14 protein-coding genes are annotated in these 17,421 nt (G+C 33.5%); 11 read left to right on the top strand and 3 right to left on the bottom strand.

What is annotated here, in order from left to right:
• Nucleotides 1–153: 153 nt before the first annotated feature.
• Together CLMAG_RS25975 and CLMAG_RS25970 are read right to left on the bottom strand one after the other, a co-directional pair.
• Nucleotides 154–1,338, bottom strand: a complete 1,185-nt coding sequence (locus CLMAG_RS25975) for an IS91 family transposase (protein WP_066629764.1) — start codon at nucleotides 1,336–1,338, stop codon at nucleotides 154–156.
• Entirely contained in the window at nucleotides 1,331–2,179 is an 849-nt protein-coding gene (locus CLMAG_RS25970; protein WP_066629755.1) for a tyrosine-type recombinase/integrase, read from the bottom strand. Before CLMAG_RS25970 ends, CLMAG_RS25975 begins: the two co-directional genes overlap by 8 nt.
• Before the next feature lie 391 nt (nucleotides 2,180–2,570).
• Between CLMAG_RS25970 and licT the strand changes: the two genes are divergently transcribed.
• From licT to CLMAG_RS25915, 11 genes are all read left to right on the top strand, one after another.
• Nucleotides 2,571–3,404, top strand: coding sequence for a BglG family transcription antiterminator LicT (licT, locus tag CLMAG_RS25965; RefSeq protein WP_066629752.1), 834 nt, complete (start codon nucleotides 2,571–2,573; stop codon nucleotides 3,402–3,404).
• Between the two features lie 233 nt (nucleotides 3,405–3,637).
• Nucleotides 3,638–5,464 carry a beta-glucoside-specific PTS transporter subunit IIABC gene (locus tag CLMAG_RS25960; RefSeq protein ID WP_066629749.1) on the top strand — a complete coding sequence of 609 codons (1,827 nt, stop codon included), beginning with the start codon at nucleotides 3,638–3,640 and terminating at the stop codon, nucleotides 5,462–5,464.
• A gap of 201 nt (nucleotides 5,465–5,665) precedes the next feature.
• A complete protein-coding gene (locus CLMAG_RS25955; protein WP_066629732.1) occupies nucleotides 5,666–7,096 on the top strand; it encodes a glycoside hydrolase family 1 protein in 1,431 nt (476 codons plus the stop codon).
• 785 nt (nucleotides 7,097–7,881) lie between these two features.
• Nucleotides 7,882–8,661: a short-chain-enoyl-CoA hydratase gene (locus CLMAG_RS25950; protein ID WP_066629715.1), complete on the top strand. Its 780-nt coding sequence runs from the start codon at nucleotides 7,882–7,884 to the stop codon at nucleotides 8,659–8,661.
• Nucleotides 8,662–8,674: 13 nt separating this feature from the next.
• On the top strand, nucleotides 8,675–9,814 hold the full coding sequence (locus CLMAG_RS25945) for an acyl-CoA dehydrogenase (protein ID WP_066629713.1): 1,140 nt from the start codon (nucleotides 8,675–8,677) through the stop codon (nucleotides 9,812–9,814).
• Nucleotides 9,815–9,828: 14 nt separating this feature from the next.
• Entirely contained in the window at nucleotides 9,829–10,608 is a 780-nt protein-coding gene (locus CLMAG_RS25940) for an electron transfer flavoprotein subunit beta/FixA family protein (RefSeq protein WP_066629709.1), read from the top strand.
• 17 nt (nucleotides 10,609–10,625) lie between these two features.
• The gene (locus CLMAG_RS25935; protein ID WP_066629706.1) at nucleotides 10,626–11,630 is read left to right on the top strand and encodes an electron transfer flavoprotein subunit alpha/FixB family protein; all 1,005 of its coding nucleotides are present in this window, start codon (nucleotides 10,626–10,628) and stop codon (nucleotides 11,628–11,630) included.
• Between the two features lie 182 nt (nucleotides 11,631–11,812).
• A complete protein-coding gene (locus tag CLMAG_RS25930; protein ID WP_066629704.1) occupies nucleotides 11,813–12,661 on the top strand; it encodes a 3-hydroxybutyryl-CoA dehydrogenase in 849 nt (282 codons plus the stop codon).
• Between the two features lie 350 nt (nucleotides 12,662–13,011).
• A complete protein-coding gene (locus CLMAG_RS25925) occupies nucleotides 13,012–14,463 on the top strand; it encodes a sigma-54 interaction domain-containing protein (RefSeq protein ID WP_066629701.1) in 1,452 nt (483 codons plus the stop codon).
• 199 nt (nucleotides 14,464–14,662) lie between these two features.
• Nucleotides 14,663–15,316: an acetate CoA-transferase subunit alpha gene (gene atoD / locus CLMAG_RS25920; protein ID WP_066629695.1), complete on the top strand. Its 654-nt coding sequence runs from the start codon at nucleotides 14,663–14,665 to the stop codon at nucleotides 15,314–15,316.
• Nucleotides 15,316–15,975, top strand: a complete 660-nt coding sequence (locus CLMAG_RS25915; protein WP_066629692.1) for a 3-oxoacid CoA-transferase subunit B — start codon at nucleotides 15,316–15,318, stop codon at nucleotides 15,973–15,975. Before atoD ends, CLMAG_RS25915 begins: the two co-directional genes overlap by 1 nt.
• Before the next feature lie 253 nt (nucleotides 15,976–16,228).
• Here CLMAG_RS25915 and CLMAG_RS25910 read toward each other — a convergent pair whose 3' ends face one another.
• Entirely contained in the window at nucleotides 16,229–17,362 is a 1,134-nt protein-coding gene (locus CLMAG_RS25910) for an aldo/keto reductase (protein WP_066629689.1), read from the bottom strand.
• Between the last annotated feature and the right edge of the window lie 59 nt (nucleotides 17,363–17,421).

The raw sequence follows: 17,421 nt of genomic DNA, 5'->3' as shown, positions 1-17,421 counted from the left end.
TTTCAATCTTTCCCATATCACCTTAAGAGCTGTCGCTCTCTTATATTTTTAAAAATTTAGGTGTTAGGAGAAAACAAACCATAAACTTTTTCCTTAACAATTGCATAACTCCCCCTCCCCGTAGATTATTTCACTACTCCCAATCACGTTGATTTATGAAATTTTTGCAGCCCTAATTGGTGGGGCACAAATTCTAGGTTCTACTCTTCTCTTAATTGATATGTTTCCTTTACAACAAGGACATATATTAATATCTATACCTGTAAGTTTTAAAAGAAGTTCTGCTGTACTTAACTTACTCACAGATTCATTTTTTGAAACTGACATTTTAAGAATCCTTTTGCATTTTTTAAGCTTAGTTGTTCGGTTCCGATTGCTTAAGATTCCATAATGTCTTATCTTAACAAACTTTGGTGGTAATATATGCATGATAAATCTTCGTATAAATTCTTCAGCTGTAACAGTCATATACTTTTCTTTATTATTATCACTATAATCCCTCCATTTAAAAACTACATAACTATTCTGAAAAGCTATAATTCTATTGTTAGATATTGCTACCCTATGAGTATATCTACCTAAATACTCGATAACGTGCTCCGCACTTCCGAAGGGAGGTTTGCAATAAACTATCCAGTTCTTCTTATAGAGCTTATCTATAAAACATTGAAATATATCCTTGTATTTCAAATCTTCAGCTTCATTAACAAATTTCAATTTTGGATTGTTATAGTATTCTTTCTTCAAGTAGTATAGAAACTTCCCACGAAACTTCCTCGATAGAACCTTAACAGGTATGAAGAAGTCTTTTCTGGAACTTATCCAGCGGGTGCCATCTAAGGATAATCCACCACTAGGAACTATACAGTGAATATGAGGATGATTCATAAGATTTTGTCCCCATGTATGAAGTATTGTAGTAAAACCTATTTCCCCACCTAAATATTTTCTATCTCTTGAGAGCTCTAATAAAGTTTCCGAAGTAGCCTTAAACAAAATAGAATACATTTCTTTTTGATTCGTAAGGACTAAAAAATTCAATTCTTGAGGTATTGTAAATACAACATGAAAATAGGATACAGGTAATAAATCATTTTTTCTAGCTTCAATCCATTTCTCCTTTGCTAATGTTTGACATTTAGGACAATGCCTATCTCTGCAGGAGTTGTAGGAAATCCTTATATGCCCACATGCTTCGCATTCATCTATATGACCGCCTAATTCTGATGTTCTGGAAGCCTTAATATTACTCAATACCTTTCTCAAATGTGGCGGCAGCCTATGCCTTCTGATATACTCATCTCCGTATTTTAAGAGTATGTCCTGAACCTCAATCATTTCCTTCACCTAATAAAATATCTAGTGGACTCTTTACGCTTAGTAAATCCATCCTTCTAAGATGTAAATATATTGTTGTAGTAGTTATACGTGTGTGTCCCAAAAGCCTTTGTATATAACAAATATCAGTACCTGCATCTAAAAGATGAGTTGCAAAGCTGTGTCTCAAAGTGTGAACTGTTGCATTTTTAGTAATTCCAGCTTTTTTTCTAGCTTTTTCAAATATTCTCTGAACACTACGTGGTGTTATGGCATCAGTACGATATCTTCCAGAGAATAAAAATTCTTTTGGCTTATACTTTTTCCAATACTCTCTTAGAATTTTAAGATTAGCTTTTGATAAGAGACTATACCTATCCTTTTTTCCCTTACCTTGCCTTATAAATATTTGCATATTCTTGCTGTCTATATCCTTAATTTTAAGCTTGCAGACTTCACTAACCCTCAACCCTGCGGAATAAGTAGTCATTAAAATAGCCTTATGTTTAATATTATCTGTGGCATCAAAAATAGCTTTAACTTCTTGTGGAGATAATGCAACTGGCAGTCTTCTACGTTCCTTCATTCTAGGAATTGTATTGATATCCCATGACTTGTTTAAAACTTTTGTGTAGAAAAGTTTTAAGGCAGCATTAATTGAGTTAACAGAGCCTATCGTTAAATGTTTTTCTGTGATACAATAATGTAAGTAACCACATATTTCCTTTTCGCCTAACAGTAGAGGTGATTTGTTGTAAAACTTAGAAAAGTTACTGACATGAGTAAGATAATACTTTGTTGTTATTGTGCTATAACCTTTTAGCTCCATATACATTTTCATCTTGTTTCTTAATTCCGACATGCTAACACTCCTTTTTATTTTGGTTTGGTTTGTCCTTATATTCTTGACAATATAAGGGATAAAAAGAAGTGTTCATGATAAAAAGTGGTAGTTATGCTTAAATAACTACCACTTTAAATTTATACATATCTTAGATTTTAAACTCAAATTTCTAAATTGCAACAGAGTCCGCCACCGCTTATAGCGGTTTCGTTCTTTAATAGGATTGTGACTGGTTTTCCAGGCAAGACCTAAATTAATATGAGACTTACTTGTACAAAGTGTGTAAATGTATAAGTGTCTGATATTAGTTTAGGTTTTTTATTTTCCTATGGAAGGGTAATACTAATTGCTAGATTATAATGTTATCCACTATTGCGTAAAGTATAATTATTTTTAAAGTGGTGATAAAATGAAAATAAAAAAAATACTAAATAATAACGCTGTAACCGTATTAGATGAGCAAAATAGGGAAATAGTTGTAATGGGGCTTGGATTAGCATTTAAAAAGAAGTCTGGCGATGAGCTAGAAGAAGAAAAAATTGAAAGGATATTTACTTTAGAGAATAAAGAGGTATCTGAAAAATTAAAAAACATCATAAGTGAAATACCTGTAAAATATGTGGAGATTTCAGAAGAAATAATAAAGTATGCAGAAAAAGCCTTAGGAAAAAAACTAAACGAAAACATATATTTAACGCTCACCGACCATATTAATTTTGCTTTAACTAGATATAAGGATGGGATAAACATAAAAAATCCTATGCTTTGGGAAATAAAAAGATTTTATAAACAGGAATATTCTATCGGAGTTAAGGCTTTGGAGATAATAAGAGATAAACTTGAAGTGAGTTTAGAAGAAGATGAAGCGGCATCCATTGCACTGCATATTGTAAATTCGCAACTTAATGTGAATATGCCTGATGTTGTAAATATAACAAATATCATTCAAGAGATTCTAAGTATAATTAAATATCATTTTAGAATTGAATTAGATGAAGAATCTTTAAGTTACCATAGATTAATAACACACTTGAAATTTTTTGCACAAAGAATGCTAAATCACACAGCCTCTAAAAATGATGATGACTATTTATATGATATAGTTAGAGAAAAGTATTCAGATGCCTATGATTGTGCTGATAGAATAAAAAAGTTTATAAAAAAAACTTATCAATTTACAATAACAAATGATGAAATGACCTACTTAATAGTGCATATTCAGAGAGTAATTAGCAGGGATTAAGATAGTTAAAAAATAATATTTAATAGTGTAAATAATTAAGGATTGTGACTGTTGTTCAGGCAAGACCTAAATTGTTTACTAAATACTTCATTTATGAAAGTCTTCAGCTTTCAGTATATATACATGCTGAAAGAGGGATGATTCTATTGAGGTATTTAGTTTATAGTTTAGGTCTTTTTATCTTATAAATTTTTATATAACAACAAATAAAATTAATTTAAGGGGTGGAAAAAATGAGCTATAGCAGCTTAGCAAAGGAAATTCTTAAACTAGTTGGAGGACAGGAAAATGTATTAAACCTTGTTCATTGTGCCACAAGGTTAAGATTTAAATTAAGAGATAAAAAGAAAGCAAGCAAGTCAGAACTTGAAAAAGTCAATGGTATTTTAAGTGTAGTTGAGAGTGGAGGACAATTTCAAGTAGTTATTGGTAGTGATGTTTCTAATGTATACAAGGAAATAATGAAAATTGGTGGTTTTGGAACAAGCTCAAGTTCAGAACCTGAAAGCAAAGGATCAGTTACTTCTAGAATTTTTGAAGTTATTTCAGGAAGTTTTTCGCCATTACTTCCAGCACTTGCTGGATCAGGTATGCTTAAAGCGCTGCTGACAGTTCTTACAATGACTCATTTATTGTCTGACAAGAGTGGAACTTATTCTATTTTATCTGCAGCAGCAAATGCTGTATTCTACTTCTTGCCAATTTTTCTAGGAGTTACTTGTGCTATAAAGTTAGAGGCAAATCCTTATGTAGCAGCCGCTATTGGAGGGGCACTTCTAGAACCTAATTTTACAGCTTTGTTAGCTGCAGGTAAAACAACTACATTTATAGGTTTGCCAGTAGTATTAATGAGTTATTCATCGTCTGTTTTCCCAATTTTTATAGCTATTAGTATATTTGCAATACTTGAAAGATTTTTAAAGAAAGTTGTTCAAAAAGATGTACAGATGTTTTTAGTTCCTATGTTATCTTTAATGATTATGGTACCTTTAACGGCAATGGCTTTTGGACCTTTTGGCGTTTACGCTGGAAATGCAATTGGAGAAGGAATTAGTTTCCTAAGTGCTAAAAGTGGTATAATAACAGGCGCTATTATGGGAGCCGCTTGGACATTTTTAACTGTTCTAGGTCTTCATTGGGGACTTGTACCTATTATTTTAGCAAATCTTGCCGCTGGTGGTGACCCAATTATAGCTATGGCTGCAGCTGCTCCGTTTGCTCAAATGGGTTTAGCTCTTGGAGTTTTCTTAAGAGCAAAGGACAAAAAACTTAAAACACTTGCAGGATCTACATTATTACCGGGATTATTATCTGGAGTAACAGAGCCTATTATTTATGGACTACTATTAAGATACAGACGTACAATTCCTTATGTAGCTGTTGCGGGAGCAATTGGTGGAGCAGTTAGCGGCTTCCTTGGAGTGAAGGAAAAAGTTTTTGCCTTCCCTTGTTTAACAACAATTCCGGCATTTTCACCAATGACATCTTATGTAATAGCTGTGGCAGTTTCTTTTATTGTATCAATGATTCTTACTATAACATTAGGATTTGAAGATAAACATGAAGTCTCTCAAAATAAAACAGACATAGATAGTGAATTACTTATAAGAAAAAAAGTTGTTGCAAGTCCACTAACTGGAGAAGTTAAGTTGTTAACAGAAGTAAATGATTCTGTTTTCTCATCAGAAACAATGGGGAAAGGTGTTGCTATTGAACCAACTGTTGGCGAAGTATTATCACCAGTCAATGGAACAATTACAACAATATTTCCAACAAAACATGCTATTGGAATTGTATCTGAAGATGGCGTAGAGATATTAATCCATATTGGAATAAATACAGTTCAATTAGAAGGAAAACATTTCACTCAAATAGCTAAGCAAGGTGATAAAGTGAAGCAAGGAGATTTGATAATTAAATTTGATATTGAAAAAATTAAGGAAGAAGGATATGAAGTTATAACACCTGTTATTGTTACAAATTCTAAGGATTATGTAGATGTTATAGCGGATGATATAAATCAAATTAAAAAGGGAGAAATATTATTAACTGTAGTATAGGTAATAATAATTTTATAATATTATAGTTCTTACTTTATTTCCTAATTATGAAGCCTAATGCCATCATTTTTTAAAACATAGAAAATGATGGCTATTATTTGTAAGTAGTGGATGATAAAAATAGTAATTTTATTTACATTAAGAAAGATATACACCTATGCAGTAAGATAAATAAAAATCTAACTTTAGGAGGAATTAATTATGCAGAACAATATAAATAAATTTCCAGACGGTTTCTTATGGGGAGGTGCAGTAGCAGCTAACCAATGTGAAGGTGCATACAATGAAGATGGTAAGGGATTATCAACACAGGATATAGCGCCAAGAGGCATAATGGGAGCAATTACAGAAGAACCAACAGAAGATAACATGAAACTAATAGGGATTGATTTCTATCATAGGTATAAAGAAGACATCAAGTTATTTGCGGAAATGGGCTTTAAAACCTTTAGAACATCTATTGCATGGTCTAGAATATTTCCAAACGGTGATGATGTAGAGCCAAATGAGAAAGGTTTACAATTTTATGATAACTTATTCGATGAATGTTTAAAATATGGGATTGAACCTCTAGTTACAATTTCTCATTACGAAACACCTCTTGAACTTTCTAAGAATTATGATGGTTGGGTAAATAGAAAACTAATAGGATTCTTTGAAAACTATGCAAGAACAATATTTACGAGATATAAAAATAAGGTGAAATATTGGCTAACTTTCAATGAAATAAATTCAGCAACACATTTCCCTTATATGAGTGCAGGAATATGGACACCAAAGGAACAATTAAGCAAACAAGATTTATATCAAGCTATGCATCATGAGTTAGTTGCAAGTGCATTAGCAGTAAAAATTGGTCATGAAATAAATCCAGAATTTAAAATTGGATGCATGGTTCTTGGAATTCCAAATTATCCGTTAACACCAAAACCAAGTGATGTACTAAAGGCGATGGAACAAGATAGAGTAAATCTTTTCTTTGGAGATGTTCATGCAAGAGGGGAATATCCAAGATATATGAACAGATTCTTTAAGGAAAATAATATAGAAATCAAAATGGAGCCTGGTGATAAGGAAATCTTAAAGCATACAGTAGATTTCATTTCATTTAGCTACTACATGAGTGCTTGTGCAACTGGAGATCCTGAAAAGGATATAAGGGGCAAAGGAAATCTTATTGGTGGAGTTCCAAACCCATATTTAAAAGCATCAGATTGGGGATGGCAGATAGACCCACAAGGATTAAGATATATCTTAAATCAATTCTATGATAGATATCAAAAACCATTATTTATAGTTGAAAATGGCTTAGGTGCATTTGATGAGTTAATTACTGATGAAAATGGCAATAAAACTGTAAATGATGATTATAGAATTCAATACTTAAATGATCACTTAGTTCAAGTAGCTGAGGCAATTGAAGATGGTGTGGAACTTTGGGGTTATACTACTTGGGGATGTATTGACCTTGTTAGTGCATCAACGGCTGAACTTAGAAAGCGTTATGGTTTTATCTATGTTGATAGACATGATGATGGAACAGGTACATTAGAAAGATATAAGAAAAAGAGCTTCTATTGGTATAAAGAAGTAATTTCAACTAACGGGAAAAGTTTGATTAATAATAACTGATAAAAAGTAACATTTCTCAAATACAAATTTTTTACTAAATATGTTATTAAAACAACATACTTTATATTTTTTTATGATTAAATTATAGTATACCAACGTAATTTATGTCTATGAAAAAGCACAGCTTCTTATATAATGGGGCTGTGCTTACCCTTTACCTAAATTAGATGTATCCCTAAATTATAGAAAAGTCATTTAAAGTTCCATGTCTTATTATATTATAGATATCTTTTACCTGAAATAAAGGATTTGGTAGCCCGCTTAATTAATCAATTTTATTCATCCAACCTCTTAGTTTGTCCTAGTGCTTAAATATATCAAAGGTATTTGCAAAACGTTGATTATGATCATTGGCAAGAGTTGAAAAACAATAGTGTCGCAACACAAAGACACAATAATGTTGCAATAATGCGACACTGTTCTGAAATTGCAACACCAATTATTTTAACTGATTCTTCAATAATAGATTTCGCTCATAATTTGAATATTTTAATTGGTAGGGCTCTTTAGAGCATAATACTATATAACTACAGAGTATTTGATATTTATATAGTAAATCTATAGAATGAATAATTAAAAAATGTGAAAACTTTTGAGAATTATTAAAAAAAACTAAAAAATCATGTGTTTTTTAGTTATATAACAAATGAAATTAATGAAACTAAGAATATATTGTAATTTTGGCATAAAATTTGCTTTGTTTAAAATATGGGGTATTACAATTTTATATTAATTGTTTTCAATTTGATGACAATTTTTAATCATGTAACCATAGGAGGATGTGTATGGAATTAAAAAATATAATTCTTGAAAAAGAATGCAAGATTGCAATAGTTACAATTAATAGACCTAAGGCACTAAATTCGATTAATTCAGAAATTTTAAAAGAATTAGATATTGTCATTGATGAACTGTGTGAAGATAAAGAAATTTTAGCAGTAATACTTACTGGAACAGGAAAAGCATTTGTAGCAGGAGCAGATATAAGTGAAATGGAGAACCTTAATAGTGACGAAGGCAGAAGATTTGGGATATTGGGCAATAAGGTTTTTCGAATGTTAGAAAATATGGGAAAACCAGTTATAGCAGCAGTCAATGGTTTTGCATTAGGTGGAGGATGTGAATTATCTATGGCCTGTGATATAAGAATAGCTTCCTCAAAGGCTAAGTTTGGACAACCTGAAGTTGGTCTTGGAATAACTCCAGGTTTTGGAGGAACTCAAAGGCTGCCAAGACTTGTTGGTGAAGGAATGGCGAAGGAACTTATATTCTCTGGAAAAGTGATAGATGCACAGGAAGCTTTAAGAATAGGATTGGTCAATAAAGTAGTTGAACCAGAACAATTAATGGATGAGGTTAAGACATTAGCTAATACTATGGCAGCTCAAGCACCAATTGCTGTTAAGCTTTCTAAAGCAGCTATAAGCAGAGGAATGCAATGCGACATAGATAGTGGAATATCCTATGAAGCTGAAGTATTTGCACAATGCTTTTCAACAGAAGATCAAAAAGAAGGTATGGCAGCATTTATAGACAAAAGAGATAAATGCTTTAAAAATAGATAGGAGGTAACAATAAATGAATTTTGAATTGACAAAGGAACAGCAATTAGTACAGAAGATGGTAAGAGAATTCGCTGAAAATGAAGTTAAACCATTGGCAGCAGAAATAGATGAAACAGAAAGATTTCCTATGGAAACAGTAGAAAAGATGTCTGAGTATGGAATTATGGGTATTCCCTTTTCTAAAGAATATGATGGAGCAGGTGGAGATAATCTTTCCTACGCAATAGCAGTAGAAGAGTTATCAAAAGTTTGTGGCACTACAGGGGTTATAGTATCAGCACATACTTCATTATGTGCATACCCAATAGAACACTTTGGTACTCCAGCACAAAAAGAAAAGTACCTACCAGCCCTTTTAAAGGGAGAAAAAATAGGGGCCTTTGGTTTAACTGAGCCAAATGCTGGAACAGATGCTTCAGGACAACAAACTACAGCAGTTTTAAATGGAGATCATTATGTGATTAATGGTTCAAAAATATTTATAACAAATGGAGGAGTTGCTGATACATTTGTTATATTTGCAATGACTGATAGAAGTAAAGGAACAAAGGGAATATCAGCTTTCATAATAGAAAAAGGCTTTAAAGGCTTCTCCATAGGAAAGGTTGAAGATAAATTGGGTATAAGAGGATCTTCAACAACAGAGCTTATATTTGAAGACATGATAGTCCCAGTGGAAAATATGCTTGGAAAAGAAGGAAAGGGCTTTGGTATAGCAATGAACACTCTTGATGGAGGAAGAATTGGTATAGCAGCTCAAGCTTTAGGTATAGCAGAAGGTGCCTTTAATGAAACTAAAGCATATATGAAAGAGAGAAAACAGTTTGGAAAGAGTCTAGATAAATTCCAGGGCTTAGCTTGGATCATGGCAGATATGGATGTAGCTATTGAGTCTGCTAAGTACTTGTTATATAAAGCTGCATGGCTTAAAGATCAAGGACTTCCTTATACTGTAGAGGCTGCTAGGGCAAAGCTTCATGCTGCTAATGTGGCAATGGATGTAACAACTAAAGCAGTTCAGTTATTCGGGGGATATGGATATACAAAGGAGTACCCAGTAGAAAGAATGATGAGAGATGCTAAGATAACTGAAATATATGAAGGAACTTCACAGGTTCAAAAGATGGTTATCGCAGGAAGCATATTTAAATAAGGAGGTTTATAGGAATGAACATAGTAGTTTGTTTAAAACAAGTTCCAGACACAACAGAAGTTAAAATAGATCCCAAAACAGGAACATTAATAAGAGATGGTGTTCCATCAATAATAAATCCAGATGACAAAAATGCCTTAGAGGAAGCACTAGTATTAAAGGACAAGATAGGTGCTAAGGTTACTATATTAAGCATGGGACCTCAACAGGCACAAAATGCTTTAAGGGAAGCATTAGCTATGGGAGCCGACGAAGCAATACTTTTATCAGATAGAGCCTTTGGAGGAGCTGATACATTAGCTACTTCTCATGCATTAGCAGGAGCATTAAGAAAGCTAGACTATGACATAATATTGGCAGGAAGACAAGCAATAGATGGGGATACTGCACAGGTTGGCCCAGAAATAGCAGAACATTTGAATATTCCACAGGTAACTTATGTAGAAAAAGTTGAAGTTGATGGAGATTCTTTAAAAGTACAAAGGGCATGGGAAGACGGATATGAAGTAATAAAGGTTAAAACCCCAGTGCTTTTAACAGCTATAAAAGAATTAAATGATCCAAGATACATGAATATGGCAAACATATTTGAAACCTTCAAGAAGGAAGTAAAAGTATGGAGTACAGCAGATATAGATGTAGACAAGTCTCTACTTGGCTTAGCTGGATCGCCAACAAAAGTTAAGAAGTCAATGACAAAGGAAGCAAAGGGACAAGGGGAGATAATAAATCAACCAGCAAAGGAAGCAGCAGTATATGCAGTTTCAAAATTAAAAGAGAGACACTACATCTAGTATAGGAGGAAATAACAATGAGTATAGCAGCTTACAAAGGCATATGGGTATTTGCTGAACAAAGAGATGGAAAGCTTCAAAAAGTATCCTTAGAATTATTAGGAAAAGGAAGAGAATTAGCTGACAAGTTAGGAGTGGAGTTAACAGCTCTTTTACTTGGAAGTGATATAGATGATATAGCAAAAGAGTTAATAGCATATGGAGCAGACAAAGTAATTTATGCAGAAAATCCACTGTTAAAGCATTTTACAACAGATGGATATGCAAAGGTTATATGTGATTTAGTAAATGATATAAAACCAGAGGCAATATTAGTTGGGGCTTCATTTATAGGAAGAGACTTAGGGCCAAGAGTAGCAGCGAGACTTGCTACAGGACTTACAGCTGACTGTACATCTCTTGATGTAGATTCAGAGAATGGCAATTTGCTTATGACAAGACCAGCCTTCGGTGGAAACTTAATGGCTACAATAGTTTGTGGAGCTCACAGACCACAGATGTCAACAGTAAGACCAGGAGTGTTTGAGAAATTGGCAAAGGACACTACAAGAACTGGAGAGATCCAAAAGGTTACTGCAAATTTAAGTGAAGCAGATATCAGAACTGAAGTAGTAGAAGTAATTAAGGTAGCTAAAGACATCATAGATATCGGAGAAGCTAAGGTAATAGTTGCAGGTGGAAGAGGAATAGGAAATAAAGAAGGCTTTGAAATCTTAAAAGAGCTTGCAGATACATTAGAAGGAACAGTAGCTGGATCAAGAGCAGCTATAGATAATGGATGGTTAGATAAAGCTTATCAAGTTGGACAAACTGGTAAGACAGTAAGACCTAACCTTTATATAGCTTGTGGTATATCAGGAGCAATACAGCATTTAGCTGGTATGCAGGATAGTGATTACATAATAGCTATAAATAAGGATGCAGATGCTTCAATTATGAAGGTTGCAGACTTAGCTATAGTTGGAGATTACAAAAAAGTTATTCCTGAAATTATAGCACAAGTTAAGGAAATGGCAAATTAATTAAATTAGCATACTAGGTGCCACCAATTTGGGGTGCCATAGGATAGTTGACAGTTAGGAAATAGGTGAAAACAGATTTTCTATCTGTCAACCAATATTATAATTATTTACTACTGGATATTAGGATTATAAAATATAAAATTTAAAAGGCTATCAATATCTGAATATGGAGGAGAGTAATTATGAAAAAGATATGTGTACTTGGTGCAGGAACTATGGGAGCTGGAATAGCTCAAGCCTTTGCAGCTAAAGGATATGAAGTAATACTAAGAGATATAAAGGACGAATTTGTTGAAAGAGGAATTACAGGAATAAAGAAAGGTCTTTCTAAGTTAGTAACTAAAGGTAAGATGAGTCAGGAAGGTGCAGATTCCTTAGCTGATAGAATCACAGGAACAACAGACTTAAATTTAGCAGCAGATTGTGACTTGGTAGTTGAAGCAGCTGTGGAGAACATGGAAATAAAAAAGCAGATATTCGGAGACTTAGATAGAATATGTAAGCCTGAAACAATTCTAGCTTCAAATACATCATCATTATCCATAACTGAAGTGGCAGCAGCAACAAATAGACCGGACAAAGTCATAGGAATGCATTTCTTTAATCCAGCCCCAGTTATGAAACTTGTAGAGATAATAAAAGGAATGGCTACGTCACAAGAAACCTTTGATAATATTAAAGAGTTATCAATAGCTATTGGAAAGGAGCCAGTTGAGGTTGCAGAAGCTCCAGGATTTGTTGTAAACAGAATATTAGTGCCTATGATAAACGAAGCTACTGGAATATTAGCGGAAGGCATAGCTTCTGCTGAAGATATAGATAAAGCTATGATGCTTGGAGCTAATCATCCAATGGGTCCATTAGCATTAGGTGACCTTATAGGGTTAGATGTATGTTTAGCTATAATGGATATTTTGTATAAAGAAACAGGAGATACAAAGTATAGAGCTCACTCATTACTAAGAAAGTATGTTAGAGCTGGATATTTAGGAAGAAAGACTCAGAGAGGTTTCTTTAAATATGAAAGATGATCAACCTTATAATCCAGCCCAAGTAAGGACAAATAGCATTTGAAAAATCTATCCCAATTATTTTTAGTTGGAGAAGCAACAGTAGAGTGGTTAGTCAATAAAATTTTATGAACAAACCCAAATATTGTTGTTTTCTTATTTCTAAAATCTTGCCTAAATTTCCTAAGTTATTTAGATTAATTAATACAAAATAAGTCGAATAAAACTTTATTAGCTATGTTGTTATGTTATAATAAAGATAAATTTCTTGCTTCCAGAATGGTGATTTAATACTTATCTACGATGCAAGGAATTTTTTATTATATAAGTAAAGTTTGCAAATTAACTTTTAACTTAAGAGGGAGGATGTAATGTTTAAGGGAGACAGTCAGTTCAGCATGCAAGTGTTGAAAGCATTTATAGAAAACTCACAAGAGTCTATTTTTATTACCGATGGTGTAGGAACTGTGATTTTTGTAAATTCTATTGCAGCTAAGCTTATGGCAATTCCTGAGGAAATTTTGATAGGAAGGACAGTACAAGAGATTATTGACCAAGGATACTATCAAGGATCATCTGTATTGGAGGCTATTAAAACAAAAAAAACAGCAACAACTGTTATTCATCCTAGTGAAGCAAGTGAACTTGTTTCAATAAGTACACCTATTTTAGACTCAAATGATAATGTTAAATTTGTTATTACAAACAGTAATAATGAAAAAAATTTAAAATATATTATGGATGTACTGGAAAAGGAGCGAGAAAAAGTTGAAAGATATAAAACAGAGGTTGAATATCTTCGGAGAAAAGATGATAAGCAAATTATTGCAGAGAGTGATGTCATGATAAATGTACTAAATCAAGCTAATATAGTATCAAAAACAGATAGCATTGTAGCAATTTCAGGTGAGTCTGGTACTGGTAAGGATGTAGTTGCCAATCTTATTCACCAAAAAAGTAAACGTGGAAAAAATGCATTTATAAGCATAAATTGTGCTGCAATTCCTGAAAACTTACTAGAGTCTGAATTCTTTGGTTATGAAAAAGGTTCTTTCACAGGTGCAAGTTCCAAGGGAAAGCCTGGTCTGTTTGAAGTTGCAAACCATGGAACTATTTTTTTGGATGAAATAGGTGAATTACCTATTACATTTCAATCCAAGTTGTTACGGGTGATTGAGAATAGAGAAATTCGTCGTATAGGTGGCACTAGTAACATGAAGATTGATGTGAGAATTATTTGTGCAACAAACAGAGATATGAGGCAAATGGTTCTAGAGAAAAAGTTTCGTGAAGATTTATATTATAGATTAAGTGTATTTCCCATTAATATTCCTCCCCTAAGAAAAAGAAAAGAGGATATTATTCCTTTAGCTGAACAATTTTTAAATACATTAAATGCAAATCATAATACTAAAAAATATATTTCTCCTTATATGATTAACGATTTACTATCCTATTCGTGGCCAGGTAACATAAGAGAACTACGAAATGTCATTGAACGAGCATATATTATTTCTGCTAAGGATGAAATAATTATTGATATTAAAATTCCTAATAGTAATTGTTTAGAACAAGTTGAAAAATTACAAGAAATTAAAAATTCATGCTCACCATTTGGCAGGTTTGACTCGCTTAAAGATTATTTGGATAGTGCAGCAGAGGCTTACATTAGTCATGTCTTAGAGGAAAACCAAGGTAATTTTACTAAGGCGGCAAAACAACTTGGAGTTCACCGTTCAGCGCTTTATAGAAGAATAAACAAATATAAGCAAGATTTGAAAGAAACAACAGCGTCGCAACAAGAAGACACTTCAGTGTCGTAACATTGCGACGCTGTCGTTATATTGCGACGTTTATTGTTTTAAAATAATTTGTCGATATTAGAATCTGATGGCAAAATAGAGTAATGCCAAGAGGATATAAATATTAATGTGAAAACGTGGAAGATTTCCTTGATGTTTGGCATATAAGTTGCTACATATATTTGTGAAAAAATTATTGATTAAAGAGAAGGTGAAAAATATGAATAAAATTAAAGATGTTGATGAAGCTGTTGAATATATAAAAGATGGTATGACATTAATGGTAGGGGGCTTCATGACAGTAGGAACTCCGGAAATATTGATTGATGGAATATTAAAAAAGGGTGTAAAAGACCTAACGATTATTGCTAATGATACTGGATATTCGGATAAAGGAATAGGAAAACTTGTTACAAATAAAAGAGTAAAAAAAGTTATAGCTTCTCATATAGGCCTTAATCCTGAAACTGGAAGACAAATGAACGCTAAAGAATTAATAGTAGAATTAGTACCTCAGGGAACACTAGCAGAACAAATCAGATGCGGTGGTGCAGGTATAGGTGGTTTTTTAACAGAAACAGGTGTTGGAACTATCGTAGAAGAAGGAAAAGAAAAATTGAGGGTTGGGGGTAAGGAATACCTTTTAGAATTACCATTGAGAGCAGATGTAGCAATAATAGGTGGTTCTATTGTAGATAAAGATGGTAATGTTTTTTATAACGCTTCTACAAGAAACTTCAACCCATTAATTGCAACAGCAGCTGATTTAGTAATAGCTGGTGCAGAAAAGATTGTTGAAGTAGGAGAACTAGATCCAAGTCATGTAATGACACCGGGAATATTTGTAGACTACATTGTTGGAGGCGAAAGATAATGAGCGGCAAAAATGTAAAAGAATTTATTGCAAAGAGAATTGCAAAAGAATTAAGAGACGGAGATGTAGTAAATTTGGGTATAGGCCTTCCTACTATGGTTGCTAATTATATACCTGAAGGGGTTAATGTTGTATTACAATCAGAAAATGGTTTTGTAGGTTTAGGATCACAGCCTGAAGAGTACGAATTAGATAAAGATATTGTAAATGCTGGTGGACAACCTGTAACTATAAGAAAAGGAGCTGCATTTTTCGATAGCGCTACATCCTTTGGAATTATTAGAGGTGGTCATGTAAGCGCTACTGTTTTAGGTGCTTTAGAAGTAGATCAAAAAGGTAACCTAGCAAATTTTATGGTTCCAGGCAAGATGGTTCCAGGGATGGGTGGTGCAATGGATCTAGTAAGTGGAGCAAAGAAGGTTATAATTGCAATGCTTCATACAGCTAAAGGAGAGCCTAAAATATTGAAAGAATGTAAATTGCCACTTACAGCTGCTGGAAAGGTTAGTCTTATTGTTACTGAGATGGGGGTTATGGAAGTAACACCAAATGGTCTTGTTTTAAAAGAAATTGCACCAGATGTAACTGTTGAAGACATATTAAGAGAAACTGAAGCGGATTTAATAATTAGTGATAACTTAAAGTTTATGGAATATTAAGAAAGAAATATGGGGGACCTCAAAAGTCAAAAATGATGGAGCATTTTGACTTTTGGGGTCCCCAAACGTTTTTGTATAAATTTATAGATACGTGGAAAAATAATTAAACATAAGTACTTAAAATTTGATTTATAATCTTAGAAGGTGTTAATATGATAAAGCTAGAGAAATGAACTTATTTACTAATATTTATTTCGTCTGATTTTTGAACAAGTTCTGCCTGACTTTTAGCTGTTAACACCATAAAAATATTTTAACGAAGTAGTTTATGTACTTTTGGCATCCATTCGCTGATTTTAATATGCTGAGGACAAATCTGTTCACATTTATGGCAGGCAATGCATTTTGAAGCCTGTGCACCAAATATAGGAATCCACTCCCTATACAACTGTTTGCTCTTTTCAAGATTTCCATTCGTGTGGTACTCATTAAAAACGGAAAAATTATAGGGGATTGCCACGTTTTTAGGGCAGTGCATACAATATGCACATCCAGTACATGGAATGACTGCATACTTTTTAAACTGCGCCTGTACCTTTTGGTAGATTGCTTCATACTGCTCATTTAGCATGCCAACTGATGATCTCTCAGCATAATGGAGATTATTCTGTACCTGCTGCGAATTTCCCATGCCGCTTAGTATCAAGGAGACTTCTGGCATATTCCATAGGAAATCCAATGCCCATTCCACGGGGTCCTTATATACGTCAGCTTCACGGAAAATCTTTTGTACCTCAGGAGGCACATTCGCCAAATAACCACCGCGGAGCGGCTCCATTATTATAACTCCTAAGCCTCTAGCTCCTGCGTATTTAAGTCCTTCAATCCCGGCCTGGAACATGGTGTCTAGATAATTAAGTTGAATCTGACAAAACTCCCAATATGGATAATAGTCAATAATCTCTTTAAATGTCTCCAAAGTGTCATGAAATGAAAAGCCAATGTGATTGATTTTTCCACATTTCTTGGCAGCTTCCATTTTGCCGAGCACGTTAAAGCGTAGTACCTTCTCCTTCCAAAAGTTCTTGTTCATACCATGCAATAAATAGAAGTCGATTGTATCTGTTTGCAATCTACGAAGTTGTTCGTCCAAAATGCGATCGAAATCTGACTCGCTTCTAAATAGCCATGTTGGCGCTTTTGTTGCTACATAAACCTTATCGAGGTATCCATCTTGAAGTGCCTTACCTGTTATACACTCACTTTCTCCATCAAGATAATTGTAGGCCGTATCAACGTAGTTCAGTCCCTGATCAATGGCCTGGCGTAACATATTCACCGAAGCCTTCACGTCTACCTTTGTGCCTCCCAACATAGGAAGACGCATCATTCCAAATCCCAGTGCAGATATATCAATTCCAGTCTTTCCTAGTTTACGGTATTTCATAAGTTTTCCTCCTGTTTAATTTAATAATCAGGCATTAAAAGCATAGAGATTATGATTAT

The sequence above is a fragment of the Clostridium magnum DSM 2767 genome (assembly GCF_001623875.1).
GTDB classification, from domain to species: domain Bacteria; phylum Bacillota; class Clostridia; order Clostridiales; family Clostridiaceae; genus Clostridium_AM; species Clostridium_AM magnum.
The sequence above is the reverse complement of the archived record's forward strand: the minus strand, read 5'-3'. Positions and strand labels throughout refer to the sequence as shown.

Coding starts and splice junctions, on each gene's coding strand:
- CLMAG_RS25915 (WP_066629692.1), top strand. CDS start 15,316: ATGAGCGGCAAAAATGTAAAAGAATTTATTGCAAAGAGAATTGCAAAA.
- licT (WP_066629752.1), top strand. CDS start 2,571: ATGAAAATAAAAAAAATACTAAATAATAACGCTGTAACCGTATTAGAT.
- CLMAG_RS25960 (WP_066629749.1), top strand. CDS start 3,638: ATGAGCTATAGCAGCTTAGCAAAGGAAATTCTTAAACTAGTTGGAGGA.
- CLMAG_RS25945 (WP_066629713.1), top strand. CDS start 8,675: ATGAATTTTGAATTGACAAAGGAACAGCAATTAGTACAGAAGATGGTA.
- CLMAG_RS25955 (WP_066629732.1), top strand. CDS start 5,666: ATGCAGAACAATATAAATAAATTTCCAGACGGTTTCTTATGGGGAGGT.
- CLMAG_RS25935 (WP_066629706.1), top strand. CDS start 10,626: ATGAGTATAGCAGCTTACAAAGGCATATGGGTATTTGCTGAACAAAGA.
- atoD (WP_066629695.1), top strand. CDS start 14,663: ATGAATAAAATTAAAGATGTTGATGAAGCTGTTGAATATATAAAAGAT.
- CLMAG_RS25930 (WP_066629704.1), top strand. CDS start 11,813: ATGAAAAAGATATGTGTACTTGGTGCAGGAACTATGGGAGCTGGAATA.
- CLMAG_RS25950 (WP_066629715.1), top strand. CDS start 7,882: ATGGAATTAAAAAATATAATTCTTGAAAAAGAATGCAAGATTGCAATA.
- CLMAG_RS25975 (WP_066629764.1), bottom strand. CDS start 1,338: ATGATTGAGGTTCAGGACATACTCTTAAAATACGGAGATGAGTATATC.
- CLMAG_RS25910 (WP_066629689.1), bottom strand. CDS start 17,362: ATGAAATACCGTAAACTAGGAAAGACTGGAATTGATATATCTGCACTG.
- CLMAG_RS25970 (WP_066629755.1), bottom strand. CDS start 2,179: ATGTCGGAATTAAGAAACAAGATGAAAATGTATATGGAGCTAAAAGGT.
- CLMAG_RS25925 (WP_066629701.1), top strand. CDS start 13,012: ATGTTTAAGGGAGACAGTCAGTTCAGCATGCAAGTGTTGAAAGCATTT.
- CLMAG_RS25940 (WP_066629709.1), top strand. CDS start 9,829: ATGAACATAGTAGTTTGTTTAAAACAAGTTCCAGACACAACAGAAGTT.